Origin of the sequence: Rhodoferax sp. OV413 (assembly GCF_900104385.1) — a bacterium.
Classification (GTDB): Bacteria; Pseudomonadota; Gammaproteobacteria; order Burkholderiales; family Burkholderiaceae_C; genus Rhodoferax_B.
Window position 1 is genome coordinate 309018 of record NZ_FNJA01000006.1, and the last position, 24961, is coordinate 333978.

Annotated in this window: 23 protein-coding genes; 12 read left to right on the forward strand and 11 right to left on the reverse strand. The window is 63.1% G+C overall.

Annotated features, from left to right (window positions below; genetic code table 11):
• The first annotated feature begins 4 nt into the window (after positions 1 to 4).
• Together BLT66_RS20195 and BLT66_RS20200 are read left to right on the forward strand one after the other, a co-directional pair.
• Positions 5 to 739: an SDR family oxidoreductase gene (locus BLT66_RS20195; protein ID WP_092760485.1), complete on the forward strand. Its 735-nt coding sequence runs from the start codon at positions 5 to 7 to the stop codon at positions 737 to 739.
• 29 nt (positions 740 to 768) lie between these two features.
• Entirely contained in the window at positions 769 to 1617 is an 849-nt protein-coding gene (locus BLT66_RS20200) for a fumarylacetoacetate hydrolase family protein (protein WP_092760487.1), read from the forward strand.
• Positions 1618 to 1734: 117 nt separating this feature from the next.
• Here BLT66_RS20200 and BLT66_RS20205 read toward each other — a convergent pair whose 3' ends face one another.
• The 4 genes from BLT66_RS20205 to BLT66_RS20220 are packed head-to-tail and all read right to left on the reverse strand — an operon-like array spanning position 1735 to position 6032.
• Positions 1735 to 2556, reverse strand: a complete 822-nt coding sequence (locus BLT66_RS20205) for an ABC transporter permease (RefSeq protein ID WP_092760489.1) — start codon at positions 2554 to 2556, stop codon at positions 1735 to 1737.
• A 1-nt stretch (position 2557) separates the two neighbouring features.
• Positions 2558 to 3823, reverse strand: a complete 1266-nt coding sequence (locus tag BLT66_RS20210; RefSeq protein WP_092760491.1) for an ABC transporter permease — start codon at positions 3821 to 3823, stop codon at positions 2558 to 2560.
• A gap of 22 nt (positions 3824 to 3845) precedes the next feature.
• Positions 3846 to 4874: an ABC transporter substrate-binding protein gene (locus BLT66_RS20215; protein ID WP_092760493.1), complete on the reverse strand. Its 1029-nt coding sequence runs from the start codon at positions 4872 to 4874 to the stop codon at positions 3846 to 3848.
• A gap of 51 nt (positions 4875 to 4925) precedes the next feature.
• Positions 4926 to 6032: an ABC transporter ATP-binding protein gene (locus BLT66_RS20220; protein WP_092760495.1), complete on the reverse strand. Its 1107-nt coding sequence runs from the start codon at positions 6030 to 6032 to the stop codon at positions 4926 to 4928.
• A gap of 165 nt (positions 6033 to 6197) precedes the next feature.
• Here BLT66_RS20220 and BLT66_RS20225 point away from each other — a divergent pair, with 165 nt between their 5' ends.
• The 8 genes from BLT66_RS20225 (at position 6198) to BLT66_RS20260 (ending at position 16444) form a co-directional block, all read left to right on the forward strand.
• A complete protein-coding gene (locus BLT66_RS20225; RefSeq protein WP_092760497.1) occupies positions 6198 to 7613 on the forward strand; it encodes an aminotransferase-like domain-containing protein in 1416 nt (471 codons plus the stop codon).
• 136 nt (positions 7614 to 7749) lie between these two features.
• Positions 7750 to 8439, forward strand: a complete 690-nt coding sequence (locus BLT66_RS20230) for a TetR/AcrR family transcriptional regulator (RefSeq protein ID WP_092760499.1) — start codon at positions 7750 to 7752, stop codon at positions 8437 to 8439.
• A gap of 2 nt (positions 8440 to 8441) precedes the next feature.
• Positions 8442 to 10238, forward strand: a complete 1797-nt coding sequence (locus BLT66_RS20235) for an acyl-CoA dehydrogenase C-terminal domain-containing protein (RefSeq protein WP_092760501.1) — start codon at positions 8442 to 8444, stop codon at positions 10236 to 10238.
• Between the two features lie 20 nt (positions 10239 to 10258).
• Positions 10259 to 10690 carry a DUF2147 domain-containing protein gene (locus tag BLT66_RS20240; RefSeq protein WP_092760503.1) on the forward strand — a complete coding sequence of 144 codons (432 nt, stop codon included), beginning with the start codon at positions 10259 to 10261 and terminating at the stop codon, positions 10688 to 10690.
• Positions 10691 to 10705: 15 nt separating this feature from the next.
• Positions 10706 to 13120 (forward strand): 3-hydroxyacyl-CoA dehydrogenase/enoyl-CoA hydratase family protein, encoded by a 2415-nt coding sequence (locus BLT66_RS20245; RefSeq protein WP_092760505.1) that lies wholly within the window; start codon positions 10706 to 10708, stop codon positions 13118 to 13120.
• 9 nt (positions 13121 to 13129) lie between these two features.
• On the forward strand, positions 13130 to 14338 hold the full coding sequence (locus BLT66_RS20250; RefSeq protein WP_092760507.1) for an acetyl-CoA C-acyltransferase: 1209 nt from the start codon (positions 13130 to 13132) through the stop codon (positions 14336 to 14338).
• 158 nt (positions 14339 to 14496) lie between these two features.
• Positions 14497 to 15261, forward strand: coding sequence for an enoyl-CoA hydratase (locus BLT66_RS20255; RefSeq protein WP_092760509.1), 765 nt, complete (start codon positions 14497 to 14499; stop codon positions 15259 to 15261).
• A gap of 160 nt (positions 15262 to 15421) precedes the next feature.
• Entirely contained in the window at positions 15422 to 16444 is a 1023-nt protein-coding gene (locus tag BLT66_RS20260; RefSeq protein ID WP_092760511.1) for a Bug family tripartite tricarboxylate transporter substrate binding protein, read from the forward strand.
• Here the strand turns inward: BLT66_RS20260 and BLT66_RS20265 are convergent.
• The 7 genes from BLT66_RS20265 to BLT66_RS20295 all read right to left on the reverse strand — a co-directional run bounded on the left by BLT66_RS20265 (position 16434) and on the right by BLT66_RS20295 (position 22116).
• Entirely contained in the window at positions 16434 to 17336 is a 903-nt protein-coding gene (locus BLT66_RS20265) for a substrate-binding periplasmic protein (protein ID WP_092760513.1), read from the reverse strand. The two genes, BLT66_RS20260 and BLT66_RS20265, sit on opposite strands and share 11 nt — an antisense overlap.
• Before the next feature lie 12 nt (positions 17337 to 17348).
• A complete protein-coding gene (gph, locus tag BLT66_RS20270) occupies positions 17349 to 18056 on the reverse strand; it encodes a phosphoglycolate phosphatase (RefSeq protein WP_092760515.1) in 708 nt (235 codons plus the stop codon).
• Between the two features lie 103 nt (positions 18057 to 18159).
• Positions 18160 to 18897 (reverse strand): MurR/RpiR family transcriptional regulator, encoded by a 738-nt coding sequence (locus BLT66_RS20275; protein ID WP_092760517.1) that lies wholly within the window; start codon positions 18895 to 18897, stop codon positions 18160 to 18162.
• A gap of 21 nt (positions 18898 to 18918) precedes the next feature.
• Positions 18919 to 19929 carry an inositol 2-dehydrogenase gene (gene iolG, locus BLT66_RS20280; RefSeq protein ID WP_092760519.1) on the reverse strand — a complete coding sequence of 337 codons (1011 nt, stop codon included), beginning with the start codon at positions 19927 to 19929 and terminating at the stop codon, positions 18919 to 18921.
• Between the two features lie 45 nt (positions 19930 to 19974).
• Positions 19975 to 20763, reverse strand: a complete 789-nt coding sequence (locus BLT66_RS20285; RefSeq protein ID WP_092760521.1) for a hydroxypyruvate isomerase family protein — start codon at positions 20761 to 20763, stop codon at positions 19975 to 19977.
• A gap of 5 nt (positions 20764 to 20768) precedes the next feature.
• Complete coding sequence (locus BLT66_RS20290) at positions 20769 to 21080, reverse strand: MocE family 2Fe-2S type ferredoxin (protein ID WP_092760523.1); 312 nt, start codon at positions 21078 to 21080, stop codon at positions 20769 to 20771.
• Between the two features lie 19 nt (positions 21081 to 21099).
• Positions 21100 to 22116 carry a sterol desaturase family protein gene (locus BLT66_RS20295; protein ID WP_092760525.1) on the reverse strand — a complete coding sequence of 339 codons (1017 nt, stop codon included), beginning with the start codon at positions 22114 to 22116 and terminating at the stop codon, positions 21100 to 21102.
• Positions 22117 to 22487: 371 nt separating this feature from the next.
• Between BLT66_RS20295 and BLT66_RS20300 the strand changes: the two genes are divergently transcribed.
• Complete coding sequence (locus BLT66_RS20300) at positions 22488 to 23504, forward strand: LacI family DNA-binding transcriptional regulator (protein ID WP_092760527.1); 1017 nt, start codon at positions 22488 to 22490, stop codon at positions 23502 to 23504.
• Positions 23505 to 23969: 465 nt separating this feature from the next.
• Positions 23970 to 24950, forward strand: coding sequence for a sugar ABC transporter substrate-binding protein (locus tag BLT66_RS20305; protein WP_092760529.1), 981 nt, complete (start codon positions 23970 to 23972; stop codon positions 24948 to 24950).
• Positions 24951 to 24961 lie beyond the last annotated feature (11 nt).

Consider the following 24961-nt stretch of genomic DNA (forward strand, 5'->3'; position numbering starts at 1 on the left):
ACACATGCGATTACACGGAAAAACGGCCTTGGTCACCGCTGCGGGCCAAGGCATAGGCCAGGCGGCCGCCTTGGCCATGGCGGCCGCCGGTGCCCAGGTGTGGGCTACCGATGTGAACCCGGCGTTGCTGGCGTCCTACGAGGGCGTGGCCAATATCACCGCGTTGCCGCTGGATGTGCTGGACCAGTCGGCCATCCAGGCCATGGTCGAGCGCATGCCCAAGATCGATGTGCTGTTCAACTGCGCGGGCGTGGTGCACAACGGCACGGTGCTGGAGGCCAGCAACCGCGATCTGGAATTCGCCTTCATGCTGAACGTGCAAGCCCAGTTCTGGGCCATCCAGGCGGCGCTGCCCAAAATGCTGGCCCAAGGCGGCGGCAGCATCATCAACATGGCCAGCGTCTGCAGCAGCATCAAGGGCCTGCCGAACCGCTGCGTCTACGGCACCACCAAGGCGGCGGTGATTGGTTTGACGAAAAGCGTGGCCGCCGACTACGTGGCCCAGGGCATACGCTGTAATGCGATCGCCCCCGGCACGGTGGATACGCCGTCGCTGCACGACCGCATCAACGCCAACGCCGACCCGGTCGCCGCGCGCAAAGCCTTTGTAGCCCGCCAGCCTATGGGCCGGCTGGCGCAAGCCCATGAGATCGTACCCATTGTGGTATTTTTGGCCAGCGACGAGTCGATATTTGCGACCGGCCAGACGTACTCGGTCGATGGCGGTATGACGATTTAATTCGCTCTTTTCACACCCAAAGGAAATCCATGAAACTCGTTCGTTACGGCAAACCTGGCAAAGAAAAACCAGGTCTGATCGATGCCGAAGGCAAGCTGCGCGACCTGAGCAAAGAGCTCAAGGACATCGGCCCCGAGCAGCTCGGCGACGCCGCGCTGGCCAAGATCGCCAAGCTGAATCCAGCCAAGCTGCCGCTGGTCAAGGGTAAGCCGCGCATGGGCAGCCCGGTGGCGAACGTGGGCAAGTTCATCGCCATCGGCCTGAACTACGCCGACCACGCCGCCGAGTCGGGCCTGCCGATTCCGGCCGAGCCGGTGGTGTTCATGAAGGCGACTTCGTGCATCCAGGGTCCGAACGATCCGGTGATGCTGCCCAAGGGCTCGAAGAAGACCGACTGGGAAGTCGAGTTGGGCGTGGTCATCGGCACCCAGGCCCGCTATGTGTCGCAAAAGGACGCGCTGAACTTCGTCGCCGGCTACTGCACCATCAACGATGTGAGCGAACGCGAATACCAGATCGAGCGCGGCGGCACCTGGGACAAGGGCAAAGGCTGCGACACCTTCGGCCCGCTCGGCCCCTGGCTGGTGACGCGCGACGAAGTGCCGAACCCGCAAAAACTCAGCATGTGGCTGGACGTGAACGGCCAGCGCGTGCAGACCGGCAACACCAAGACCATGATCTTCAGCGTGGCCAAGATCGTCAGCTACGTCAGCCAGTTCATGACCCTGATGCCGGGTGACGTGATCACCACCGGCACCCCGCCCGGCGTCGGCCTGGGCATGAAGCCACCGGTGTTCCTGAAGAAGGGAGACACCATGGCCCTGGGTATCGAAGGTCTGGGTGAACAGCACCAGGTAGTAGTGCCCTTCAAGCTATAAGCTGAGTGCATCCCCAGCCGTCAGGCTTGGGGATGTTTTTGTTGGTTTATAGGTTTTGGGGTTGTAGCGCTTATGCAATAAGCGCTGGATGCTATTGAATATGTAGCATTTGTCTTCTTACTGGCGCCGACCGCGCAGCCACTCCAGCGCCAGCAGCAGGCTGGTGGTGAAGATGATCAGCAGGGTGGCGACCGCCGCAATGGTCGGGCTGATGTTCTCGCGGATGCCGTTGAACATCTGGCGCGGCAGCGTGGACTGCGAAGGGCCGGCCAGGAACAGCGTCACCACCACTTCGTCGAAGGATGTCGCAAAGGCGAACAGCGCACCCGAGAAGACGCCAGGCGCGATGATGGGCAGCGTCACGCGCCAGAAGGTGGTCCAGGGCGAGGCGCCCAGCGACTGGCTGGCGCGCACCAGGTTCTGGTTGAAGCCCTGTAGCGTGGCCAGCACGGTGGTCAGCACAAACGGGGCGCCGAGTGCGGCGTGCACCATGATCAAACCCGCATACGAATCGGTCAGGCCGACCTTGGCAAAGCTCAGGTAAGCGGCTACGCCGACCACCACAATCGGTACCACCATGGGCGAGATCAGTACGCCCATCAGCAGGCCTTTGCCGGGGAAGTTTTCGCGCGCCAGCCCGACTGCCGCCAGGGTGCCGAGAATGGTCGCCAGCACCGTGGCTGCGGGTGCCACGATGAAACTGTTTTGTGCCGCCCGCTTCCATTCATCCGAGCCAAACAGGTTCTGGTACCACTGCATCGACCAGCCAGGAATCGGATACGACAAGAAGGAGCTGGACGAGAACGACAGCGGAATGATCACCACGATGGGCAGCAGCAAAAACACTAGCATGCCGACGCCGAAAGCGCGCAGCGCCCACCAGCCGAGCTTGTCGAGCCAGGTGGCGTAGGCAGGGAATACGGGGAGGAACTTGCTCATATCAGGTCATGCTCAGTTCTGTTTTCAGGAGCCGGCGGTACAGCGCATAGAGCACCAGCGTGGTCGCCAGCAGCACGGTGGACAGCGCGGCGGCTACACCCCAGTTGACGTTCACGTTGATGTACTGGGCCACGTAGTAGGACAGCATCTGGTCGTCGGCGCCGCCCAGCAGCGCCGGGGTCACGTAGTAGCCGATAGCCAGGATAAATACCATCAGCGCACCGGCACCTATGCCGGCATAGGTTTGCGGCACGTAGACGCGCCAGAACGCGGCCAGCGGCGTGCTGCCCAGCGACACGGCGGCGCGCTGGTAGGTCGAGGGCACGGACTTCATCACGCTGTACAGCGGCAGGATCATGAAGGGCAGCAGCACATGCACCATGGCGATCACCACGCCGGTGCGGTTGAACAACAGGGCCAGTGGCTCGTTGATGAGGCCCAGGTCCTGTAGGCCGTGGTTGATCAGGCCTTCGCGCTGCAGCAGCACGATCCAGGCGGCGATGCGCACCAGGATCGAGGTCCAGAACGGCACCAGCACCAGAATCATCAGCAGATTGGCTTTTCGTGCCGGCAGGGTGGACAGCCAGTAGGCCAGCGGATACGCCAGCAGCAGGCACCACAGCGTGACGATGAAGCTGGTCGAGCAGGTGCGCCAGAGAATCTTGGTGAATACCGCGCGCGACGGGTCTACCGCCGTGATCTGGCCGCCCTCGCGCTGCAGGTCCATGGCCGTGAGCAGGTAGTCGGGGGTCCAGCGCGAGCCGTTCTTGGCAATCGCCATCCAGTATTTGCTCTCGCTCCAGCGCGGGTCGATTTCCAGGATGCGGCTGCGGTATTCCTCGTCGGACAAGCCCGGCGGCAGCGGCATGGCGCGGAAGGTGTTCATCACCAGCGAGCGCGCGCCCGGGGTTTCGGTATTCAGTCGACGCGCCAGGCCACCGGCCTGGCCGCCGCCACCGGGCAGCTTGGACAGGTCGATGGCCAGGGCCGCGAAAGCCCGTGGCGGCGCGGTCATGGCCGGGTCCCAGCCATCGAGCGAGCGCGCCGTCAGCGGCAGTGCTGCAACCACCTCGGGATTCTCTACTCCGCGTACCAGCAGCACCGCAATCGGCGCCAGCAGGATGACCAGCAAGTAGGCCAGCATCGGCAGTGCCAGGGCAAAGGCCCAGATGCGGGCACGGCGTTTGGCGCGGCCCAGCTGGCGCATGAGCACATCGCGGTCCTCCGCGCCGAGGGCGTTTGCAGCGGTCAAAGTAGCGTTTCCCATGGTGTTTGCGTCTGCGCCCTGCTTACTGGGTGGCCCAGGCGGCGAAGCGCTTTTCCAGCTCTTCGCCCTGGTCGGCCCAGAACTTGACGTTGAACTGCAGCGAGTCCTTGGCGTTGGCGGGCGAGGTCGGCAGATTGGCCAGCACTTCCTTGCTCAGCTGCGGCAAGGCCTTGTTGTTCACCGGGCCGTAGGCGATGTTGCGGGCGTACTCGGCCTGCGCGGCGGGCGCCGTGGCGTAGGCGATGAACTTGATAGCCGCGTCCTTGTTTGGCGTGCCCTTGGGGATGACCCAGTAGTCCAGATCGTAGATGCCGCCGGTCCAGCCTATGCCGAGGTTCTTGCCTTCGCGGTTGGCGGCGTCGATGCGGCCGTTGTAGACGGTGCTCATAACCACGTCACCGGCGACCAGGAACTGCGGCGGCTGGGCACCGGCTTCCCACCACTGGATGCTGGGCTTGAGCTGGGTCAGCTTGGCGAATGCGCGGTCGGCGCCGGCCTTGGTGGCCAATACCTTGTAGACGTCGGCGGTAGCCACACCGTCGGCCATCAGCGCGAATTCCAGGTTGTAGCGCGCGCCTTTGCGCATGCCGCGCTTGCCGGCGATCTTCTTGGTGTCCCAGAAGTCGGCCCAGGTCTTGGGTGGCGTCTTGAGCTTGTCGGCGTTGTAAGCCATGACGGTGGACCAGACGAACACGCCGACACCGCATTCATGTACGGCGGCGGGCACGAAGTCGGCCTTGTTGCCAACCTTGGCCCAGTCGATTTTTTCAAACAGACCTTCGTCGCAGCCGCGGCTGACGTCGGGCGATTCGACTTCGACCACGTCCCAGGTGACCTTGCCGGCTTCGACCATGGCCTTGATCTTGGCCTGTTCGCCGTTGTATTCGACGGCCACGATCTTGGCTGCACCGGTTTTGTCATAGGGCTCGTAGAACGCCTTCTTCTGTGCATTGGCGTTGGCACCGCCAAAGTTGATCACATTGAGTTGCGTCTGGGCCAGGGCGGGCAGGGTGGCCACGGCCGCCAGCAGGGACAGGTACTTCAGCTTCATCACAGAAAACTCCAGTTAAGAAAGGAACAGAACAACGGAAGGGATAACGACTTACAGATACACACGCAGGTGTTCGGGAGGCACGTGCAGCCACAGGGTGTCGCCTGGCGCCGGTGGCTGCGTCACGGACAGTGGCAGCTTCACGGTGGCCAGGCCCTGGCCGTCGACGGCGCAGCGCAGGCGCAGGTGGTCGCCGAAATACATGGTGTCGACCAGCACGGCCTTGAACACGTTCAGCTCGGGCAGGCTGTTCTCGGCATGCACGGCGATGCGCTCCGGGCGCACGCTGGCGATGATGTCGGCGCCCACATGGGCGGTGTTCACGTTCACGCCCAGGCAGCGGGTCACGGCACCGGGGATGCTCAGCTCGCACAGGCCGCCTTCGCTGCTGCCGCACTTGCCTTTGAGCGGCGTGTTGTCGCCCACGAAGCCGGCGACAAAGCGGTTGGCCGGGGTCTCGTAGAGCGACAGCACTGGTGCCAGCTGCTGCACCACGCCGTCGTTGAACACGGCCACGCGGTCGCTCATGGTCAGCGCTTCGCTCTGGTCGTGGGTCACGTAGACGAAGGTCACGCCCAGCTTCTTGTGCAGGTCTTTCAGCTCGATCTGCATGTGTTCGCGCAGCTGTTTGTCGAGCGCGCCCAGCGGCTCGTCCATCAACACCAGCTGGGGCTCGAACACCATGGCGCGGGCCAGGGCCACGCGCTGCTGTTGGCCGCCGGAGAGCTGGGCCGGATAGCGGTCCTGCTTGCCGCGCAGCTGCACCATGTCCAGCGCGCGGGCCACGCGCTCGGCACGCTGGTCCTTGGGCACGTTGCGCACGCTCAAGGGGTAGGCTACGTTGTCGCCCACGGTCATGTGCGGGAACAGCGCGTAGTTCTGGAACACCATGCCGAAGTTGCGCTTGTGTGGCGGCGTGCGGGTGATAGATTTTTCGTTCAGGAAGATTTCGCCCGAGGTGGGCGACTCGAAGCCGGCCAGCATCATCAACGTGGTGGTCTTGCCGGAGCCGGAGGGGCCCAGCAGCGTCAGAAACTCGCCGCTCTGGATCTGCAGGTCCAGGTTCTGGACCACCAGCTGGTTGCCGTCGTAGGTCTTCTGGACAGCTGAAAAGCGGACCAAAGGCTGGCTGCTGGTGTTGTGCGCGTGGGGTGCCATGGGGTGTCGTTCGCCGCTTGTCGTTGCAATGCCGGTATTTTTGAGCCCCGCTTGATCTGTCGCCATATACACAGGCGCTGTGTGTGGCACGGTACGTGCTGGTCCACAGACCGGTACACACAAACCCTACGCAAACTAGGGCACGCGAGCGTTTCCAATACCCCCATGTTTAAGTTTGAATTTCGCCACGGTACGCCGTTGGTGGCGCAGATCGTTGCGCGCATTGGGGAAATGGTCGATACGGGGCGGCTGCGTACGGGGGCCAAGCTGCCGTCGATACGCCAATTCGCCCATCAAAATGGGGTCAGCATCTTTACCGTAGTCGAGGCCTACGACCGTTTGGTCGCAGCCGGCTATGTGGTTTCGCGTTTGAACGCCGGGTTTTTTGTCTGTGCCCGCACCGCCTCGGTGCATTCGCCGGACGTTGAGCGGCCATCGGCCTTATCGGCAGGCAGCTTTGACAACAGTTGGTACCTGCAGCGCATTTTCGAAAACCACCATCTGCCGTTCAAACCCGGCTGTGGCTGGTTGCCGCAAAACTGGCTGTTTGAAGAAGGTGTACGCAAGGCCATGCGGTCCCTGGCCGCGGTGGACCCGATGCAACTGGGCGACTACGGCGATCCTTTGGGTTACTTCCCATTGCGCGCCTGGGTCTGCGAGAGCATGCGCCAGCATGCCATCCACATCCAGCCATTCCAGGTGCTATTGACCCATGGCGCCAGCCAGGCCCTGGACCTGGCTGTGCGCTGGCTGGTCGGGCAGGGGGACGTGGTGTTGGTGGATGAGCCGGGCTACCCGAATCTCACCAACGCGCTGCGCTTTGCCGGCGTCCGCCTGCACGGTGTGCCCCGAACGCCGGACGGCTGGGACTTGGCAGCGCTGGAGGACCTGATCGTGCGTTTGCGGCCCAAGGTGTTTTTTACCCAGCCGCGCTTCCATAGCCCGACCGGCTCTGTGGCCACGCTGCAGCAACTGCACAAGGTGCTGCGCCTGGCCGAGAAATACGACGTGCTGCTGGTGGAAAACGATATCTACTGCGAGTTGGATACCGAGTCGCGTCCTTCGCTGGCCAGTCTGGACAACCTGTCCCGGGTGGTTTACGTGGGCAGCTTTTCCAAGTCGATTGCCCCGAGCTTGCGCTGCGGCTATCTGCTGGCGCATAACGACATCATGGGGGATTTCTCACGGCTGAAGATGTTTTCTGGCCTGACCAGTTCCGAGTTGGTGGAGCGCATCGTGCACACCGCCTTGAGCGATTCGCACCGTCCGCGCTATTTGCGTGGCCTGCGCACCCGGCTGACGCAAGCCCACGAGCGTTGTGGTCAGCGCTTGCGCAATATGGGGTTTGAGTTGTTTTGCGAGCCCGGTGGCGGCTTGTTCCTCTGGGCCTGGCATCCGCGCATCCACAACGCGGTGGAGCTGGCAGCACGGGCCAGCGAGCGCGGCGTGATGCTGGCGCCGGGGCATTTGTTCAGTACGGTTGCCGCCACGCGCTCCTGGATGCGCTTCAATGTTGCGCATTGTGAGAACGATGCGGATGCATTTGTCTATACCTGGCTGGAGCAGGCGTTGGCGGGGTGATGCGAAGCGGAGGGCTGGCCTGGGAAAACCCTGTCGCGCAGGCGCAATAAATGCGGTCCCATCGGTAGACTTTTGAAAACAAGTCTGGTTAAATTCAAAAAATAGCACGATCGTTCGTATTTTTGAATTTAAACCCATGACTTCGTCAGAACCGTCCGCCAAATCAGGCCGCGATGCCAGCAGCGAAGGCCGCGCCTTGCTCAAGGGCCGGCAGACCAAGGCCTCGATTGTCGAGGCGGCACTGGGCTTGGCCAGCCACATCGGGCTCGAAGGCCTGAGCATAGGCGCGCTGGCCGAGGTCACGCAGATGAGCAAGTCGGGCGTGTTCGCCCACTTCGGCTCGCGCGAAGAGCTGCAGATCTCGGTGATCCGCGAATACCACCGCCTGTTTGAGGCCGAAGTGTTCTACCCCGCCATGCAAGCCCAGCGCGGCTTGCCCCGGCTGCGCGCGCTGTTTGCCAACTGGATGCAGCGCGTGGCCATCGAGCTGCAGTCGGGCTGCATCTTCATCAGCGGCGCGGTTGAGTTCGACGACCGGCCCGGCCCGGTGCGCGACGCGCTGGCCAGTTCGGTGCAGGCCTGGCTGTCGGCGTTCTGCCGCGCGGTAGAGCAGGCCAAGGAAGTCGGCGATCTGCGCGCCGATGCCGACGAGCGGCAAGTCGCCTTCGAGATACATGGCTTGATCTTGTCGTTGCATTATGAGGCCCGTTTTTTGAAGAATCCCGGTGCCGTGGCGCGCGCCAACACCGGTTTCGAGCACATCCTGGAGCGTTACGGGCAGCCCGTCGCCCCATCGCCATCCACCCCCAAAAAATCCAAGGAGTAACCATGCCCAGCTACACCCCGCCCCTGCGCGACATGCAATTTGTGATGCACGAAGTGCTGAAGGTCACCGACGACCTGAAGCTCTGCCCGCAGCATGCCGACACCGATGCCGACACCATCAACGCGGTGCTGGAAGAGGGCGGCAAGTTCGCCTCCGAGGTGGCCTTCCCGCTGAACATCAGCGGCGACGAAGAAGGCTGCACGCTGGACAAGACCACGCACGAAGTCACCGCCCCCAAGGGCTTCAAAGAGGCTTACGCACAGTACGTGCAAGGCGGCTGGGCAGCGCTGAGCTGCGACCCGGCCTACGGCGGCCAGGGCCTGCCCTTTGTGGTCAACCAGTGCTTCTATGAAATGCTGAACTCGGCCAACCAGGCCTGGACCATGTACCCCGGCCTGTCGCACGGTGCCTACGAGGCGCTGCAAGCCCACGGCACCGATGCCCAAAAAGCCCTGTACCTGCCCAAGCTGACCAGTGGCGAATGGACCGGCACCATGTGCCTGACCGAGCCGCATTGCGGTACCGACCTGGGCCTGCTGCGCACCAAGGCCGAGCCGCTGGCCGATGGCAGCTACGCCATCACCGGCAACAAAATCTTCATCAGCGCGGGTGAACACGACATGGCCGAGAACATCGTCCATCTGGTTTTGGCCCGTCTGCCCGATGCGCCTGTGGGCAGCAAGGGCATCAGCCTGTTCGCCGTGCCCAAGTTCCACGTCAGTGCCGATGGCACGCTGGGCAAGCGCAACGGCATCTACTGCGGCGGCCTGGAGCACAAGATGGGCATCCACGGCAACGCCACCGCGCAGATGGTGCTAGAAGGCGCGATCGGCACCCTGGTCGGCCAGCCCAACAAGGGCCTGGCGGCAATGTTCGTGATGATGAACGCCGCCCGCCTGGGTGTGGGCAACCAGTCGCTGGGCCTGACCGAAGTGGCCTACCAGAACGCGCTGGCCTATGCCAAGGACCGCATCCAGATGCGTTCGCTGTCCGGCACCAAGGCCAAGGACAAGCCAGCCGATCCGATCATCGTCCACCCCGACGTGCGCAAGATGCTGCTCACCGCCAAGGCCTATGCTGAAGGCGGCCGCGCACTGGGCATCTTCTGCGGCGTGTTGCTGGACAAGGAACACAGCCACCCCGACGAAAAGGTGCGTGCCGATTCCGGCGAAATGCTGGCCCTGCTGACCCCCATCGTCAAAGCCTTCCTGACCGACAACGGCCACATCTCGACCAATGCCTGCATGCAGGTGTTTGGCGGCCACGGCTTCATCAAGGAATGGGGCATGGAGCAGTATGTGCGCGACAACCGCATCAACATGATCTACGAAGGCACCAACACCATCCAGAGCCTGGACTTGCTGGGTCGCAAGGTGCTGGGCAACAACGGCGCCACGCTGAAGAAGTTTGGCCGCCTGGTCGCCGCACTGGTGGAAGAAGAAGGCGTGAACGAGAAGATGGCCGAGTTCATCACCCCCATCGCCATCCTCGGCGACCAGGTCACCAAGCTGACCACCGAGCTGGGCTTCAAGGGCTTCCAGAACGCCGACGAAGTGGGCGCGGCTGCAGTCGACTATCTGCGCGTCGCCGGCCACCTGGTGTTCGGCTACTTTTGGGCCCGTATGGCGCAGGTCGCACTGCGTGAAATCGCCGCCGGCAACACCGACCAGTTCTACCTGGCCAAGGTGCAGACCGCGCGCTTCTACTTCGCCAAGCTGTTCCCCGAAACCGCCACGCTGATGCGCACCATGCGCACTGGCAGCAAGGCGCTGATGGATACCGACGCCGCGCTGGCCTGAAGCCCGCTTTGGAGACAAGCATGAAAAAAATAATAGCACTCACCGCAGGTCTTATCTGCGCTGGCGGAGTATTTGCTCAGATGACCCCCGAGGGTCTGTGGCGCAATATCGACGACAAGACCGGCCAGGCCAAGGCGGAGATCCGCATTACCGCCAACAGCGCCGGCGTGCTCAGCGGGGTGGTGGAAAAAGCCCTGATCCCTAGCCCCGAACCGCTGTGCAAGGAGTGCACCGACGACCGCAAAGACAAGCCCAAGCTGGGCCTGGAAATCATCCGCGGCGCCAAGAAGACCGAAGGCAAGGACGTGTGGGAAGACGGCAAGATCCTCGACCCCGAAAACGGCAAGAACTACACGCTGCGCATGGAGCCGCTGGAAGACGGCAAGAAGCTCCAGGTGCGTGGCTACATCGGCCCGTTCTACCGCACCCAAATCTGGCAACGCATTCAGTAATTTCGAAAGACGTTTATGTCCCGATTCCCGATCAAGAAAGTCGCCGTACTCGGCGCAGGTGTGATGGGCGCGCAGATTGCTGCGCACCTGGTCAACGTCAAGGTGCAGGTCGTACTGTTCGACCTGAAGGCCAAAGAAGGCCCGGCCAACGGCATCACCGCCAAGGCCATTGCCAACCTGAAGAAGCTCAAGCCCGCGCCACTGGGTGTGGCCGAAGATGCGGACCTGATCCAGCAGGCCAACTACGATGACCACCTGGAACAGCTGAAAGACTGCGACCTCATCATCGAAGCCATCGCCGAGCGCATGGACTGGAAGCTCGATCTGTACAAGAAGATCGCGCCCTTCGTCGCGCCGCACGCGCTGGTGGCGTCCAACACTTCCGGCCTGTCGATCACCAAGCTCAGCGAAGCGCTGCCCGAAGAAATCAAGCCGCGCTTCTGCGGCATCCACTTCTTCAACCCACCGCGCTACATGTACCTGGTGGAGCTGATCAACACGCCGACCACCCAGCCTGAAGCGCTGGACCAGTTGGAAGCCTTCGTCACCACCAGCCTGGGCAAGGGCGTGGTGCGCGCCAAGGACACGCCGAATTTCATCGCCAACCGTGTCGGTATCGCCGGCATGCTGGGCATCATCGGCGAGACCGCCAAGTTCGGCCTGACCTACGACGTGGTCGACGACCTGACAGGCAAACGCCTGGGCCGTGCCAGCTCGGGTACCTTCCGCACCGCCGACGTGGTGGGCCTGGACACCATGGCCCACGTGGTCAAGACGCTGCAAGACAACCTGAGCCTGGACACCGACCCGTTCTACGGCAGCTACGGCACGCCGCCGGTGCTGGCCAAGCTGCTGGAAATGGGCAACCTGGGCCAGAAGGCCAAGGCCGGTTTCTTCAAGAAAGTTGGCCGCGACATCCTGCGCTTCGACATGGCTACGGGCAACTACGTGGCAGGCGGCGAGAAGGCCGACGAGGTCTATGGCCGCATGCTGAAAAAGCCGGCCGCCGAGCGCCTGGCCCTGCTGCGCAACAGCGAAGGCCCGCAAGGCCAGTTTCTGTGGGCGGTGTTGCGCAACAGCTTCCACTATGCTGCCGTGCACCTGCAGACGATTGCCGAAACCGCGCGCGACGTGGACCTGGCGATGCGCTGGGGCTTCGGCATGCAGCAAGGCCCGTTCGAACTCTGGCAGGAAGCCGGCTGGCTGACGGTAGCCAACTGGATCAAAGAAGACATCGCCGCCGGCAAGGCGCTGAGCAACGCACCGCTGCCCGACTGGGTGTTCAACGGCCCGGTGGCCGAGGCGCAAGGCGTCCACACGGCCGAAGGTTCGTGGAACCCATCTACTTCAAAATTTGTAGCGCGTCACGCACTGCCTGTCTACGCCAGGCAGCTGTTTCCTGAAAAAATCTCCGGCCACACCCAAGGTCTGGGCCTGGGCGGTGGCTTCGAGACGGCAGGCAAGACCCTGCATGAGGACAAGGCCATCCGCCTGTGGACCCTCGATGACCAGATCATCATCGCCAGCATCAAGACCAAGATGCACGCCATCAGCCCCGAAGTCTCCGAAGGCCTGGCCCGCGCGGTCGATCTGGCCGAGAAGGACTACGCCGGCGTGGTGATCTGGTCGGGTGACGAGCCCTTCAGCGCCGGCGCCGATCTGCAGGCCATGCTGCCCGGCTTCATGATGGGCGGCGCCGGTGCCATCAACAAGATGGAAAAAGCGCTGCAGAACGTGATGCTGAAAATCCGCTACGCCAATGTGCCGGTGGTGTCGGCCGTGCGCGGCCTGGCGCTGGGTGGCGGCTGCGAGCTGGCGGTGCACTCGGCCCGCCGCGTGGTGGCGATGGAGAGCTATATCGGCCTGGTGGAAGTTGGCGTGGGCCTGGTGCCCGGCGCAGGCGGCCTGACCTATATCGCCCGCCGTGCGGCAGAGAACGCCGCGCTGTCCACGCACAAGGACTTGCTGCCCTTCCTGACCGAAGGCTTCACCGCCGCGGCCATGGCCAAGGTGGGCACCAGCGCGCTGGAGTCGCGCAAGCTTGGCTACTTGCTGGACAGCGATGTCATCGTGCCGAACAAGGACGAGCTGCTGTTCGTCGCGATCAATGAAGCCAAGGCCATGGCCACCGGCGGCTACCGCGCACCGCACAAGCGCCAGTTTTTGGTGGCGGGCCGCAACGGCAAGGCCACCATCCAGGGTCAGCTGGTGAACATGCGTGACGGCGGCTTTATCAGCCAGCACGACTTTCACATTGCCAGCCTGATCGCCGGCGTGGTGACCGGTGGCGACGTGGACAACGGCACGCTGGTGACCGAGGAATACATCATGGCGTTGGAGCGCAAAGCCTTCTGCAGCCTGCTGGAGAACGCCAAGACGCAGGAACGCATCATGGGCATGCTGTCCACCGGCAAGCCTGTGCGCAACTAAGGAACGAATATGAGCAAGCAAATCCAAGACGCCTACATCGTCGCCGCCACCCGCACGCCGATTGGCCGTTCGCACAAAGGCTATCTCCGCAACACCCGGCCCGACGAGCTGCTGGCCACCACGCTGCGCGCGGCGCTGGCCCAGGTGCCGGGCCTGGACCCCGCCACCATCGAAGATGTGATCTGCGGCTGTGCCATCCCCGAAGCCCAGCAGGGCCTGAACGTGGCGCGCATCGGCGCGGTGCTGGCCGGTCTGCCGAATTCGGTGGGCGGCATCACCGTGAACCGCTTCTGCGCCTCTGGCATCAGCGCGGTGCAGATGGCGGCCGACCGCATCCGCGTCGGCGAGGCCGATGTGATGTTTGCCGCCGGTGTTGAAAGCATGAGCATGGTGCCGATGATGGGCAACGGGCCCAGCCTGTCGCCGAACATCTTCAGCAACACCGACGACGTGGACAACTACGGCATCGCCTACGGCATGGGCCTGACCGCCGAGAAGGTGGCGCAGCAGTGGAAGATCAGCCGCAGCGCGCAGGACGAGTTCGCCTATGCATCGCACATGAAGGCGCTGGCGGCGATGAAGGCCGGTTACTTCAGCGACGAGATCACGCCGATCACCGTCGATGACCGCAGCGTCGATCTGGACAGCGCCAAGGTCACCGTGACCCAGCGCACCGTCAATCTGGACGAAGGCGTGCGCCCTGAGACCACGGTCGAAGGACTCGGCAAGCTGAAGACGGTGTTCTCGGCGCGTGGCTCGGTCACCGCCGGCAACAGCTCGCAAACCTCGGACGGCGCCGGCGCGCTGATCCTGGCCAGCGAGTCGGCCATCAAGCGCTTCGGCCTGACGCCCTTGGCCCGCTTCGTCAGCTTTGCCAGCAAGGGCGTGCCGCCGCACATAATGGGCATAGGCCCGATCGAGGCGATTCCTGCCGCGCTGCGCTACGCCGGCCTGCAACACCAGGACATCGACTGGTTCGAGCTGAACGAAGCCTTCGCGGCCCAGTCGCTGGCGGTCATCAACACGCTGGGCCTGGACCCGTCCAAGGTGAACCCGATGGGCGGCGCGATTGCGCTCGGCCACCCGCTGGGCGCCACCGGTGCCATCCGCGCTGCGACGGTGATCCACGCGCTGCGCCGCAACAACCTGAAATACGGCATGGTGACCATGTGCGTAGGCATGGGCCAGGGCGCGGCAGGCATCTTCGAGCGGGTTTAAGCTCCCCATCTTTTGCAACTACTTAACCCCGGCGGGCGTGCTGAGCGCATCCAGTCCAGAGATACCGTGGAACCGGCTTTGCCGGGCCACTGGTATCGCCCCCTGCAGGGGGTTGGAGGAGCGACACGCAGTGCGCGGAGCCTGGGGGGGAACCATATATGACCGACATCCTGACCCATACCGACGCGGGCATCCTGACCATCACGCTGAACCGGGTTGCCAAGAAGAACTCCATCACCTCGGCGATGTACACCGCCATGGCCGATGCGCTGGAAGCTGCTGCGGCCGACGCCAGCGTGCGGGTGGCGGTGATCCAGGGCCACGAAACCATTTTCTCGGCCGGCAACGACATTGGCGATTTCCTGAGTGCCCCCGTGCCCACGGCCGAGTCGCCGGTGATCCGCTTTCTGCGCGTCATCAGCAGCTTCCCCAAGCCCTTGGTCGGCGCGGTCTGCGGTGCGGCGGTGGGCATTGGCACCACCATGCTGCTGCATTGCGACCTGGTCTACGCGGGCGACAACGCGGCTTTTTCCATGCCCTTCGTGAACCTGGGCGTCTGCCCCGAGGCCGGCTCCAGCTACCTGGTGCCGCGGCTCATGGGCCACCAGCGCGCCGCCGAGGCCTTGCTGCTGGGCGACCCGTTCACGGCAGAGACGGCTTTGGAGGTGGGCCTGATCAACCGCATCGTGCCGCCGGCCGAGGTGCATGCCCTGGCCCAGCTGCAGGCCAAGCGCCTGGCGGCCAAGCCGCTGGCTTCGCTGGTCACCACCAAGCGGCTGATGAAGCAAGAGCAGGCTGCGCCCGTGGCCGAGCGCATTGCCGAAGAAACCGTGTTGTTCAGCCGCATGCTGCGTGAGCCTGCCGCGAAAGAGGCGCTCACGGCGTTTATGGAAAACCGGCGCCCCGATTTCAGCAGCTTCTGATTGCAGATTTTGTATAAATAATGCCTCTGACGATTATTTAATAAGCGCTGGTAGCTATCAATTTCATAGTTCTCATTTCGTAGTAAGCTGCCGCTGCCGGGCCAGTCATGTTCTTTTCGGCCCATTCAAGCGGTTTTCAACTTGCGACGGGAAGTAACTTATGAAACATATTGGCCTGAATCGCCGAGGCGTTTTGTCTCAATCCCTGGGTCTGGCTTTGGCCGGGCTGGCGCCGGCGCTGTATGCGCAGACCGCCGCCCCGGTGCGTAAAGCGGGTGACAAAGACGCCGTCAAACCTCTGGCTCCGCGCCTGCGCATCGTCATCCCCGCCAACGAAGGCGGTGGCTGGGACCAGACCGGCCGGGCCATAGGCGCATCCCTGGTGGCGGCCGGAGCCTGCGAGCAGGTGGACTACGAAAACATTGGCGGCAAGGGCGGCACCATCGGCCTGGCCGCGTTTGTGCAGCGCTACAGCCAGGACCCGAACGCCATGATGATGGGCGGTACCGTGATGGTCGGCGCCGTGGCCTTGCAGCGGCCTGCGGTGACGCTGGCCCAGGTGCAGCCCCTGGCCCGCCTGACCGGCGACTACCTGGTGCTGGTGGTCAAGGCCGACTCGCCGATACGCTCGGTCACCGACCTGGTGGCCATGGTGAAAGCCGATCCCAAGCAGGTGCCGTTCACCGGCGGATCTTCCGGTGGCATCGACCATATTTTTGCCGGCCTGTTCGCACGCGCGGCCGGGGCGCCGGTGGCCGACCTGGTGTACCTGCCGTTCACCAGCGGCGTGCAGTCGGCCGAGGCGGTGCTGACCGGCAAGGCGGTGGCCGGCGTATCGGGTTACAGCGAATTCGCCGACCTGCTGGCCAGCGGCAAGCTGCGGGCGATTGGTGTGTCGGCGCGCAAGCCGATGTTCGGCATCCCGGCCATCCGCGACCAGAAGGTGGATGCGGTGATGTCCAACTGGCGCGGCCTGTTCGTGGGCAGCGGCGTGGCGCCGGCGCGGGTGTCCGAGCTGCTGGCGGGTGTCAAAAACGCCACCAACCATGCGAGCTGGCAGAAGTCGCTGAAGCAGAACCGCTGGGAATCGAGCTGGCTGGATGGCACCGATCTGCGCAGCTTCATGGAGATCGACCAGACCACCGCTACCGCCATCATCTACATGCTCAAGCTCAAGGCCTGAGTTCGGCCGTCAGCGCGTCCCAGTACTCCTTCTTGTCCAATCCGTAGACCGGCTGGGCGTAGCTGGGGTTGTCCAGGCGGATCAGCTTGCGGCCCTTCAGCGGCAAGCCGCGCAGCACTTCTTTTTTGAACCCGGCGTACATCCTGTCCATGCCGCCATCGGCGCGCAGGCGGGCCAGGCCCAGGGCTAGCCGGGCCTTTAGCGCATCGCCTTCGGGCCCTTTCTTGACCGCGAAATAGCGCGACAGCGGGTAGTACAGCAGCAGTGCATCGTCGATGGCCAGGTCGGGCTCGGTGCTGCGGTGTTGCCGGTACTCGGCCAGTACTTCGTTGATGCCGCGGGGGAACAGGTCGAAGCGTTTGCGCTCCAGCATCTGGAACAGGCCGTCGTAGCTGGCGCCCTGGACCACCTGCATCCGGGCCTGCGCCAGGATGGCCAGGTCATCCCAGCCCAGGCCCTGGCCGATGCGGAAGGCCCGCAAGTCGTCGAGTGTGCTGACCTGGGCCAGCCTGGCCTGGGTGTCGCTGTGGATCAGAAAAACCCGGTAACCCAGCAGCCCCTTGTCCAGCGGCACCGGCACCATGTCCAGCCGGTCGGCGTATTCGGGCGGCATGACGGAGCGCAGGGCGACCTGTATCGAGCCGTCGAGCAGCTTTTCCATGCAGCGCTGGGCGTTCATGCTGAAGGGCGTTTGCTGTAGCACGACCGGGCCGTATTCGGCCTGGGTGCGGTCCAGCGCGGCCTCCATCAGCCGCCAGTAATACACGTAGCGCAGGTCGGTGTTGGACTCGGGGCGCGGGTAGGTGATGGTCGTGCTGGTGGCCTGTGCCAGGGCGCAGACCATGAGCCAGCAGACTGCCAGGCCCAGCTTGTTCCAGCGTGCGCGCAGCATGGTGGGCCTGGTTCAAAGTGGAGCCAGTTCGGCCAGCGAATCGAGCAGGCCGTCGGTATCCACCGCTTCCACCGGCTCGCCGTGGTTGTAGCCGTAGCGCACCAGCAGCACAGGGCAGCCGGCGGCGCGCGCGGCCTGGGCGTCGTTGCGTGAGTCGCCTAGCATCAGCGTGTGCTGCGGCAGTGTGCCCAGCGCCGCGCAGGTTTTCAGCAGCGGTAGCGGATCGGGCTTTTTGCGCTCGAACGCATCGCCGCCAAACACCTGGCTGAAGAAGCCGTCCAGCCCCTTGGCCTGCAGCAGCGGCAGCGCAAACGCCGTGGGCTTGTTGGTCAGGCAGGCCAGCTTCCAGCCGCGTTGCTGCATGGCCTGCAGGCCGGCCACCACACCCGGATAGACCTGCGAGAACTGGCCGTTGATCGCCAGGTAGTGGTGCTGGTAGCGGTCCCAGGCGCGGTCAAACAATGCTTCAGTATTGATAGCTGCTTGCGCAGGCGCAGATTGCGCCAGAGCATGTTTTAGCACCAAATTCAGCAGATGCTCCGAGCCCTTGCCGACCATGGGCGCTATGGTGGCGGCGGTGATGGCCGGCAGTTCCAGGTCGGCCAGCATGCCGTTCAAAGCCGCTGCAAAGTCGCCCAGGGTATCGACCATGGTGCCGTCCAGATCGACGATGGCGGCTTGGAGGGGGGGGCGGTTCGACCGAATAGAGTCCAGAAGCATGAAATGGGGTCCGTAAAGTTGTCATGATTTTGGACCATCTGAGAACAGCAGGGGCCAAGACTTTGCATGCCATTTCACGGCGCGGCGAGGGCCGCGACCTGCTCTAGGATGGCGTTTGGCCGTGGGCGGATGGACGGGCGTCGCGCACCGCACGGGCCAAGGCCAGGCCTGCGGGAATGCCGTGCAGACCCTGGCCCAGATGGGCAATGCATACCTGGGCCGCTGCTGCGCCATACCCGCATCCGCCCAGGCCATCGGTGATGGCCACCCAGGGGATGCCGATGCGCTGGGCCATGCCTACGGGGTTGAAGTCGCTCCCAGGATCGGACAGCAGTGCGACAGAGAGCAGCACATCGCACTCCCTAGCTGCCCACGGGTTCGCAGGCGAGTCCATGGGGGTATGCATCCACTGCACGGTCAAGCCTGCTACGCGCAGCATATCGGCATAGCAATGCGCGATTTGCGCGGTCTGTGGCGCCGCATGCATCCAAACTGTGCGGGCCTGCTGCAGCAAATGCACCGCGCGGCTGTATGCGTCGCCATGTTCCTCGGCTTCCTGCACTGGAGGGGGCTCCGGCGCGCTGGTGGGCGCTCTCCCTGCATCGGTCAAGAATGCCATCTTGAAGTCGAGAAAGCCCCGAAACCCGTAGCGCTTGGCGAGCCGCACCACGGTGACGGGTTGCGTTTCGCACCGCTGCGCCACGTCCTGGATGCGGCACAGATGCAGGTGCCGCGCATGCTGGAGGCAATAGGTTGCCACCTGCTTCAGCTTGGGGCTCAAGCTGGGCAGGTTGCCTTGGATGCGCGCCTCCAGGACGGAGGCGGGAGAGCCGGTCAACATGGCGGTCGGGGCTACGGTGGCTTATGCCAGGACGGGTTTTCCGTCTTTCAGCGTGACCGGCTTGCCCTGCTTGGCGGACAGCGTGGCGGCTTCGGCCACAGCCAGGGCGTTGATGCCGTCTTTCAGTGTGACGGGCAAGGCGCTGCCCGACTCCAGGGCGGCGATGAAAGCAGTCCATTCGGCGGCATAGGCACGCATATAGCGCTCCAGAAAGAAGAACTCAGGCTTGGCGCTGACGGCACCACCGGTGGTGACTTTGGTGACGGTGTTTTCCAGCACATTGTTGGCCGTCAACAGGCCTTCCGAGCCCAGCAGTTCCACGCGTTGGTCATAGCCGTAGACGGCGCGGCGGCTGTTCTTGATGACGGCGATGCGGCCATCGGCATAGCGCAGGGTGATGACGGCGGTATCCACGTCGCCGGCCTCGCCGATGGCCGGGTCCACGATGCTGGAGGCAATCGCCGACACGGTTTCTGGCAGGCCGCCAAACAGCCAGCAGGCCATGTCGAAGTCATGGATGGCCATGTCGCGGAACAGCCCGCCGGATACCTTGATGTACGACACCGGCGGCGGCGCGGGGTCGAACGAGGTGATGGACAGCAGCTCGCCCTTGCCGATTTCACCGGCATCCAGTGCGCGCTTGAGGGCGGCAAACTGGGGGTCGAAGCGGCGGTTGAAGCCGATCATCACGGGCTTGCCGCTGTCTTTGACGGCCTCCTGGCAGGCCAGGGCGCGGTACAGGTCCAGGTCGACCGGCTTTTCGCAGAGCACGGCTTTGCCCGCTGCGGTAGCGGCTTCGATCAGGTTGGCGTGGGTGTCGGTGGAGGTGGCGATCAGCACCGCGTCAATCGATGGGTCGTTCAGGATGTCTTGCGTGCTGCGGGCCACGGCGCCACAGGTAGCGGCCAGCTTCTCTGCCGACGGCATGTGCACGTCGGATATAGCTACGAGCTGGCACAAGGGGTGGCTGGTGATGCTTTGGGCGTGCACATTGCCGATGCGGCCTGCGCCGAGAAGACCAATTTTGAACATGGAGATTCCTTGAAAAGTAAGGGAGGGTTGGGGTGAAAAACGGATTCAGGCGGGCAGGGTGAAGGCCGCCCGGAAGGACTCCAAAGCCGCCTCAGGGTCGCCCGAGGCAAAGGCTTCCATGCCCACCGGGCCGCGGTAACCCATGGCGTGCAGCGCGCGGGCAATGCCGGGGTAGTTGATTTCGCCGGTGCCGGGCTCCATGCGGCCGGGCACGTCGGCCACCTGCACTTCGCCAATCCAGGGCAGGCAGGCCTTGCACAGCTCGATCAGATTGCCTTCGCCAATTTGTGCGTGGTACAGATCCAGATTCAGGCGCAGGCGCGGATGGTTCACTGCCGAGACCAGGGCCAGGGTGTCTTCAGCCCGGCCGAAGGGAACGCCGGGGTGGTCCACGGGCAGGTTCAGGTTTTCCAGCGTAAAGGTCACGCCTTCTTCATCCGCCAGGTCGGCGATGCGGGCCAGGGTGTCACGGGCCTTGAGCCACATGGCACCGGTGGTGACCTCAACAGGCGTGACGGGCAGGCCGTCGTCGCCCAGGCCGGTGCCGTGCAGGTTCAGCCGGGCTACGCCCAGGCGCTTGCCGACTTGGGCGGTCTCGCGGGCGGTGCGCAGCAGCTCGGCAGCGCCCTCGTCGTCGGTCAGGCGACCGCGCAGGTAGCCGTTCATGATGGAGAAGGTGGCGCCGGATTTCTCCAGCTGGGCCAGGTCGTGCTCGGGCCAGTTCCAAAGGCCCACCTGGAAGCCCATTTCGGTGAGGCGCTGGACGCGCCATTGCATGGGTTTGTCGCGCCACAGCATTTCGGCGCAGGCGGCGAGGGTAAAAGCGTTTGTCATGGTGGTCAGACTTCTATGTGGATGCGGCCGTTTTCGACCTTGGTTGGAAAGGTTTTGAGGTTGATGCAGGCCGGGGAGCGGCGGGCTTCTCCGGTGCGGTAGTCAAAGGCGCCGCTGTGCTTGGGGCACTCGACTTCATGGTCCATGACCAGGCCGTCGGCGAGGTGCACGTTCTCGTGGGTGCAGAGCCCGGCAGTGCAGTAATACCGGTCGTCCGGGCTGCGGAAGATGGCGAAGGTTTTGGCGGCGTGGTCGAAGCGGATGGCTTCTTCGGGCTCCACATCGTTCACGGCGCAGGCATTGATCCATTCGGGCATAGGAGTGGTCTTTAAAGATTTAAGTGGAAGGCGTTTCTGCATTCATCCGGGCGCGCTTCTTGTCAAAGCGGGCCTGCATGCGGGCTTCGCCTGCAGGTGAACCGTCGTGCCAGGTGCCGAACAGCATGTCCAGCGGCACGAGCTGGTCGCCGCCGTAATTCACCTCGAAGTACTTGTGGTGCAGGTAGTGCGCATAGGCCGAGCTGTCAAACGCCACGCCATCTGACACTTCGACCTTGTCGAAGCCAATGTGGCCATTGAGTGCGCCGAATCCCGCGATGTGCAGCTGGAACAGCGCCACGATGGGGTTGGACGGAATCACCAGATGCCACAGCGCCACCGCGTGGTACAGAAAGGCCTCTACCGGATGCATGGACAGCGAGGACCAGGGCGTGGGATTGACCGAGTTGTGGTGGATGGCGTGCACCCACTTGTAGCCCAGGCGGGTATGCATGGCCCAGTGGATGAAGAAGAAGTGCGTCTCGTGGATCACCGGGGCCAGCAGCACCAGGGCCACCAGCCAGTAGGGGTTGTCTGCCCACGCCAGCCAGGGCACGTAACCGTTGGCGAAGCACCACAGAAACAGCACTTCCACCACGGTCCACAGCGGGATGGAGACGAAAAAGCTGCGCAGGGAATTGTCGATGTTCTGACTCTTGAACCAGAACACGTCCGAGGGCTGGTCGGCCGGGAATTTGCCGTTGAACTTGAATGCCGAGCCTTGGCGGCGGCGCATATACAGCTGGTATTCAAAAGCGCCGTACAGCACGAACACGGCGGCTGCATTTACGGCATACAGCCACAGCGCCCAGCCCCAGCCCAAGGTTTTCATGGTCTCCACATCCGGCACCACGGCATACCAGTACAGCAGGGCGCTGGCCATGTGCAAGGCGTTCCAGGGCCAGACGTAAGACACCAGCCAGCGCAGGATCTTGCCCAGGTTGAAGGGCCGCACCCAGAGGGGGGCTGGCTCCAGCGCCTGGTACGGGGCCCAGTCGCCACGTTTATTGCGTTTGCCGTATTGCGAGTCGTCCATAGCGATTCCTAAAGTTTGTTGGGTTCAACCGTTACATCGGTGAAATGCAACCGGGTGCATATCTTGAGAAAATTTTTTTGAAAATTTCTTGAAATATATTTTTTATGAAGTATTTTTCAGAATTAATTTTCTAATGATGTGATCATCGCACAATGAAAATAGAATTTTTATAAGGGTTTTCGATAGATTTTTAGATGATTTGCTCTCGGGTGCAAAATGTTGTGAAATAGATGCAGTTTTGGCGTGCAGAGCCAGCCCTGTAAGCGCGGGGTGCCAACTTGGTACTATGGTTTGGGCCATCGCCGGGAGCGGTGTAGACAAAGTTGCCGCTAAATTGCGGCTCATAGCCCCGGCCAGATGCAAGCAAGACCATGAACCAAGACAATTCGAACAAGAAAGTCACGGCGCGCGACGTAGCCGTTCGCGCCGGTACCTCCAAGTGGACCGTGTCCCGCGCGTTCACGGACGGGGCCTCGATCGCTCCCGAGGTGCGCGACCGTATCCGGGCCCTGGCCACCGAGATGGGCTATTCGCCCAATCTCCTGGCTAGAAGCCTGTCCACCCGCAGCACGGGCTTGATCGCCCTGGTGGCAGATGAGCTGGCCAACCCGAACCAGCTCTACTCCTTGAACGAGGCCACCCGGCAGCTGCAGGCGCGGGGGCTCAGCACTTTGCTGCTCAATACCAGCCCCGAGTACCGGCCTGCGATTGCACTGCGCCTGGCGGACCAGTTCCAGGTGGACGGCATCATGTTCTTGGGTACCACCTTGACGCATGAGCTGATCGAGTTGGCGCAGCGCATCAAACACATCCCTTTGGTCGTCCTCCTGCGCAACAGCGGTCAGGCGGACATTCCTTTCGTCAGCACCGATGGCTATGCCGCGGGTGCAGAGATTGCGGATCTGTTTCTGGCGCAGGGTTACCGGCGCATCGGCTACATGGCGGGCCCCATGTCCGAGCGCACCGAGCTGCGGCGCATGGAGGGCTTCAGGGATCGGCTCAGCGCCTGTGGCATTGCTTTGACCACGGTGATGGAAACCGCGCACTACCGCCGCGAGCAGGGCATGCACGCGCTGCAGCGCTATCTGGCCGCCACACCCCGGGAATCGCGCCTGGAAGCGCTGTTCTGTGAAAACGACATTCTGGCGATTGGCGCCATGGACGCACTGGTCGCCGCGAATGCCCAGCGCAAGATCGCCATCGTCGGCTTTGACGATATCGAGATGGCAGCTTCACCCAGCTACGAGCTCACCACCTTTCGCCAGCCGGTCGAATACCTGGTGGGCGAAGCCATCCGCTTGATCGTGGAGCCCGGCAGTGCGTCGTCCAGGGCGCTGATGGCCCCTGGTTCGCTTGTGCTGCGGGCCTCGCACCGGCGCCAGGACTGAGGCCTGAGGCGCAAGGCCCGCACCTGCGTGGCTGGAGGAGTCGCAGCGCATCCAATGAACCGACCCGAGGGGTAAACAGGTAAATTGTGATCGGGTGCAATCCCTCGGGGCTGTAGTTCTTGAAAAGCGGGATTCCATACGCTGGAACTCTCTGTACATCACAGCCGTTCTCGGCTGGCAGATGACCATGCAATTCCTCTTGTTTTTCAAAGATCTTTGATTTGAAAGGATTTTTTGGAAATTTAAGTTTTTTACTGCAGCGTTTGGAATTTTATTTCCACGGGGAAACACCTATGACTGCGCAATGGGTTCTTGGCTACAGTGCATTGCACCCGGTTGCATTTCGCAAGAAGTAGCAAAAAATGTTCTGGCCCTGTCCAACAGGCCACTGGAGCGGCCTGGAGCGCAGCCGGTGCGATCCACACAGGTTTTTGACATCCACATGAGACACAAGAGGAGATAGATATGCAATCAGTGAAACGCATCCTGACGATGGCGGCCGTGGCTGCCAGCATCGCAGCCATGGCCACAACTGCGATGGCCGCTGGCCCCAAGATCTTCGTGATCGGCGGCAAGGCCGACGATCCGTTCTGGTCGCGTGTCAAGAAGGGGGCGGATGATGCTGCACTGGCCGTCAAGGCTGCAGGCGGCACGGTGACCTGGCTCGGACCACAGACCTACGACAACCTCGGCCCCGATGCGGCCAAATTGATCCGCTCTGCCCTGAGCCAGAAGCCAGATGCCATCGTCGGCCCTGACTGGGTGCCCGAAGCCATGGACGCCGCGTTCAAGGAGGTGGTGGCCGCCGGTGTGCCGCTGATCATCTACAACTCGGGTGGCATGGAGGCCGCCAAGCGCCTGGGCGCCCAGAACTATGTGGGCAGCGAGGAGTACGTGGCGGGTTTTGGTGGCGGCGAGTACTTTGCCAGCCACGGCGCCAAGTATGTTCTGTGCGTCAATACGCAGCCGGGATCGACCAACCAGGAGTCGCGCTGCAAAGGCGTTGCTGACGGCATGGCAAAGGGGGGTGGAAAGAGCGTCCAGTTGCCTTTGCCTTCCTCGGCCTTTGGTAACCCCACCGCCGTCGCACAGGCGATCAAGGCCGCCCTGCAAAAGGATACCGCTGTGGACGGCATCATCACGATCGGTGCCAACGATGCCAATAGCGCCGCCAATGGCATCAGCCAGGGAGGCTTTGGCAAGCGCGTGAAGTTGGGCACCTTCGACATCGATCCGACCAACCTCAAGCGCATCAAGGACGGCACGCAACTCTTCTGCATCGACCAGCAGCCCTACTTGCAAGGCTACCTGGCCGTGTCCATGCTCAACGCTTATGTGCAATACGGCCTGAAAGTGCCGACCGCGCCTATTCTGACGGGCCCTGGAATCGTCGACGCCTCCAACGTGGATGCGACCGTCGCGGGCGCAGCTGCCGGCGCTCGCTGACCGGCATACGG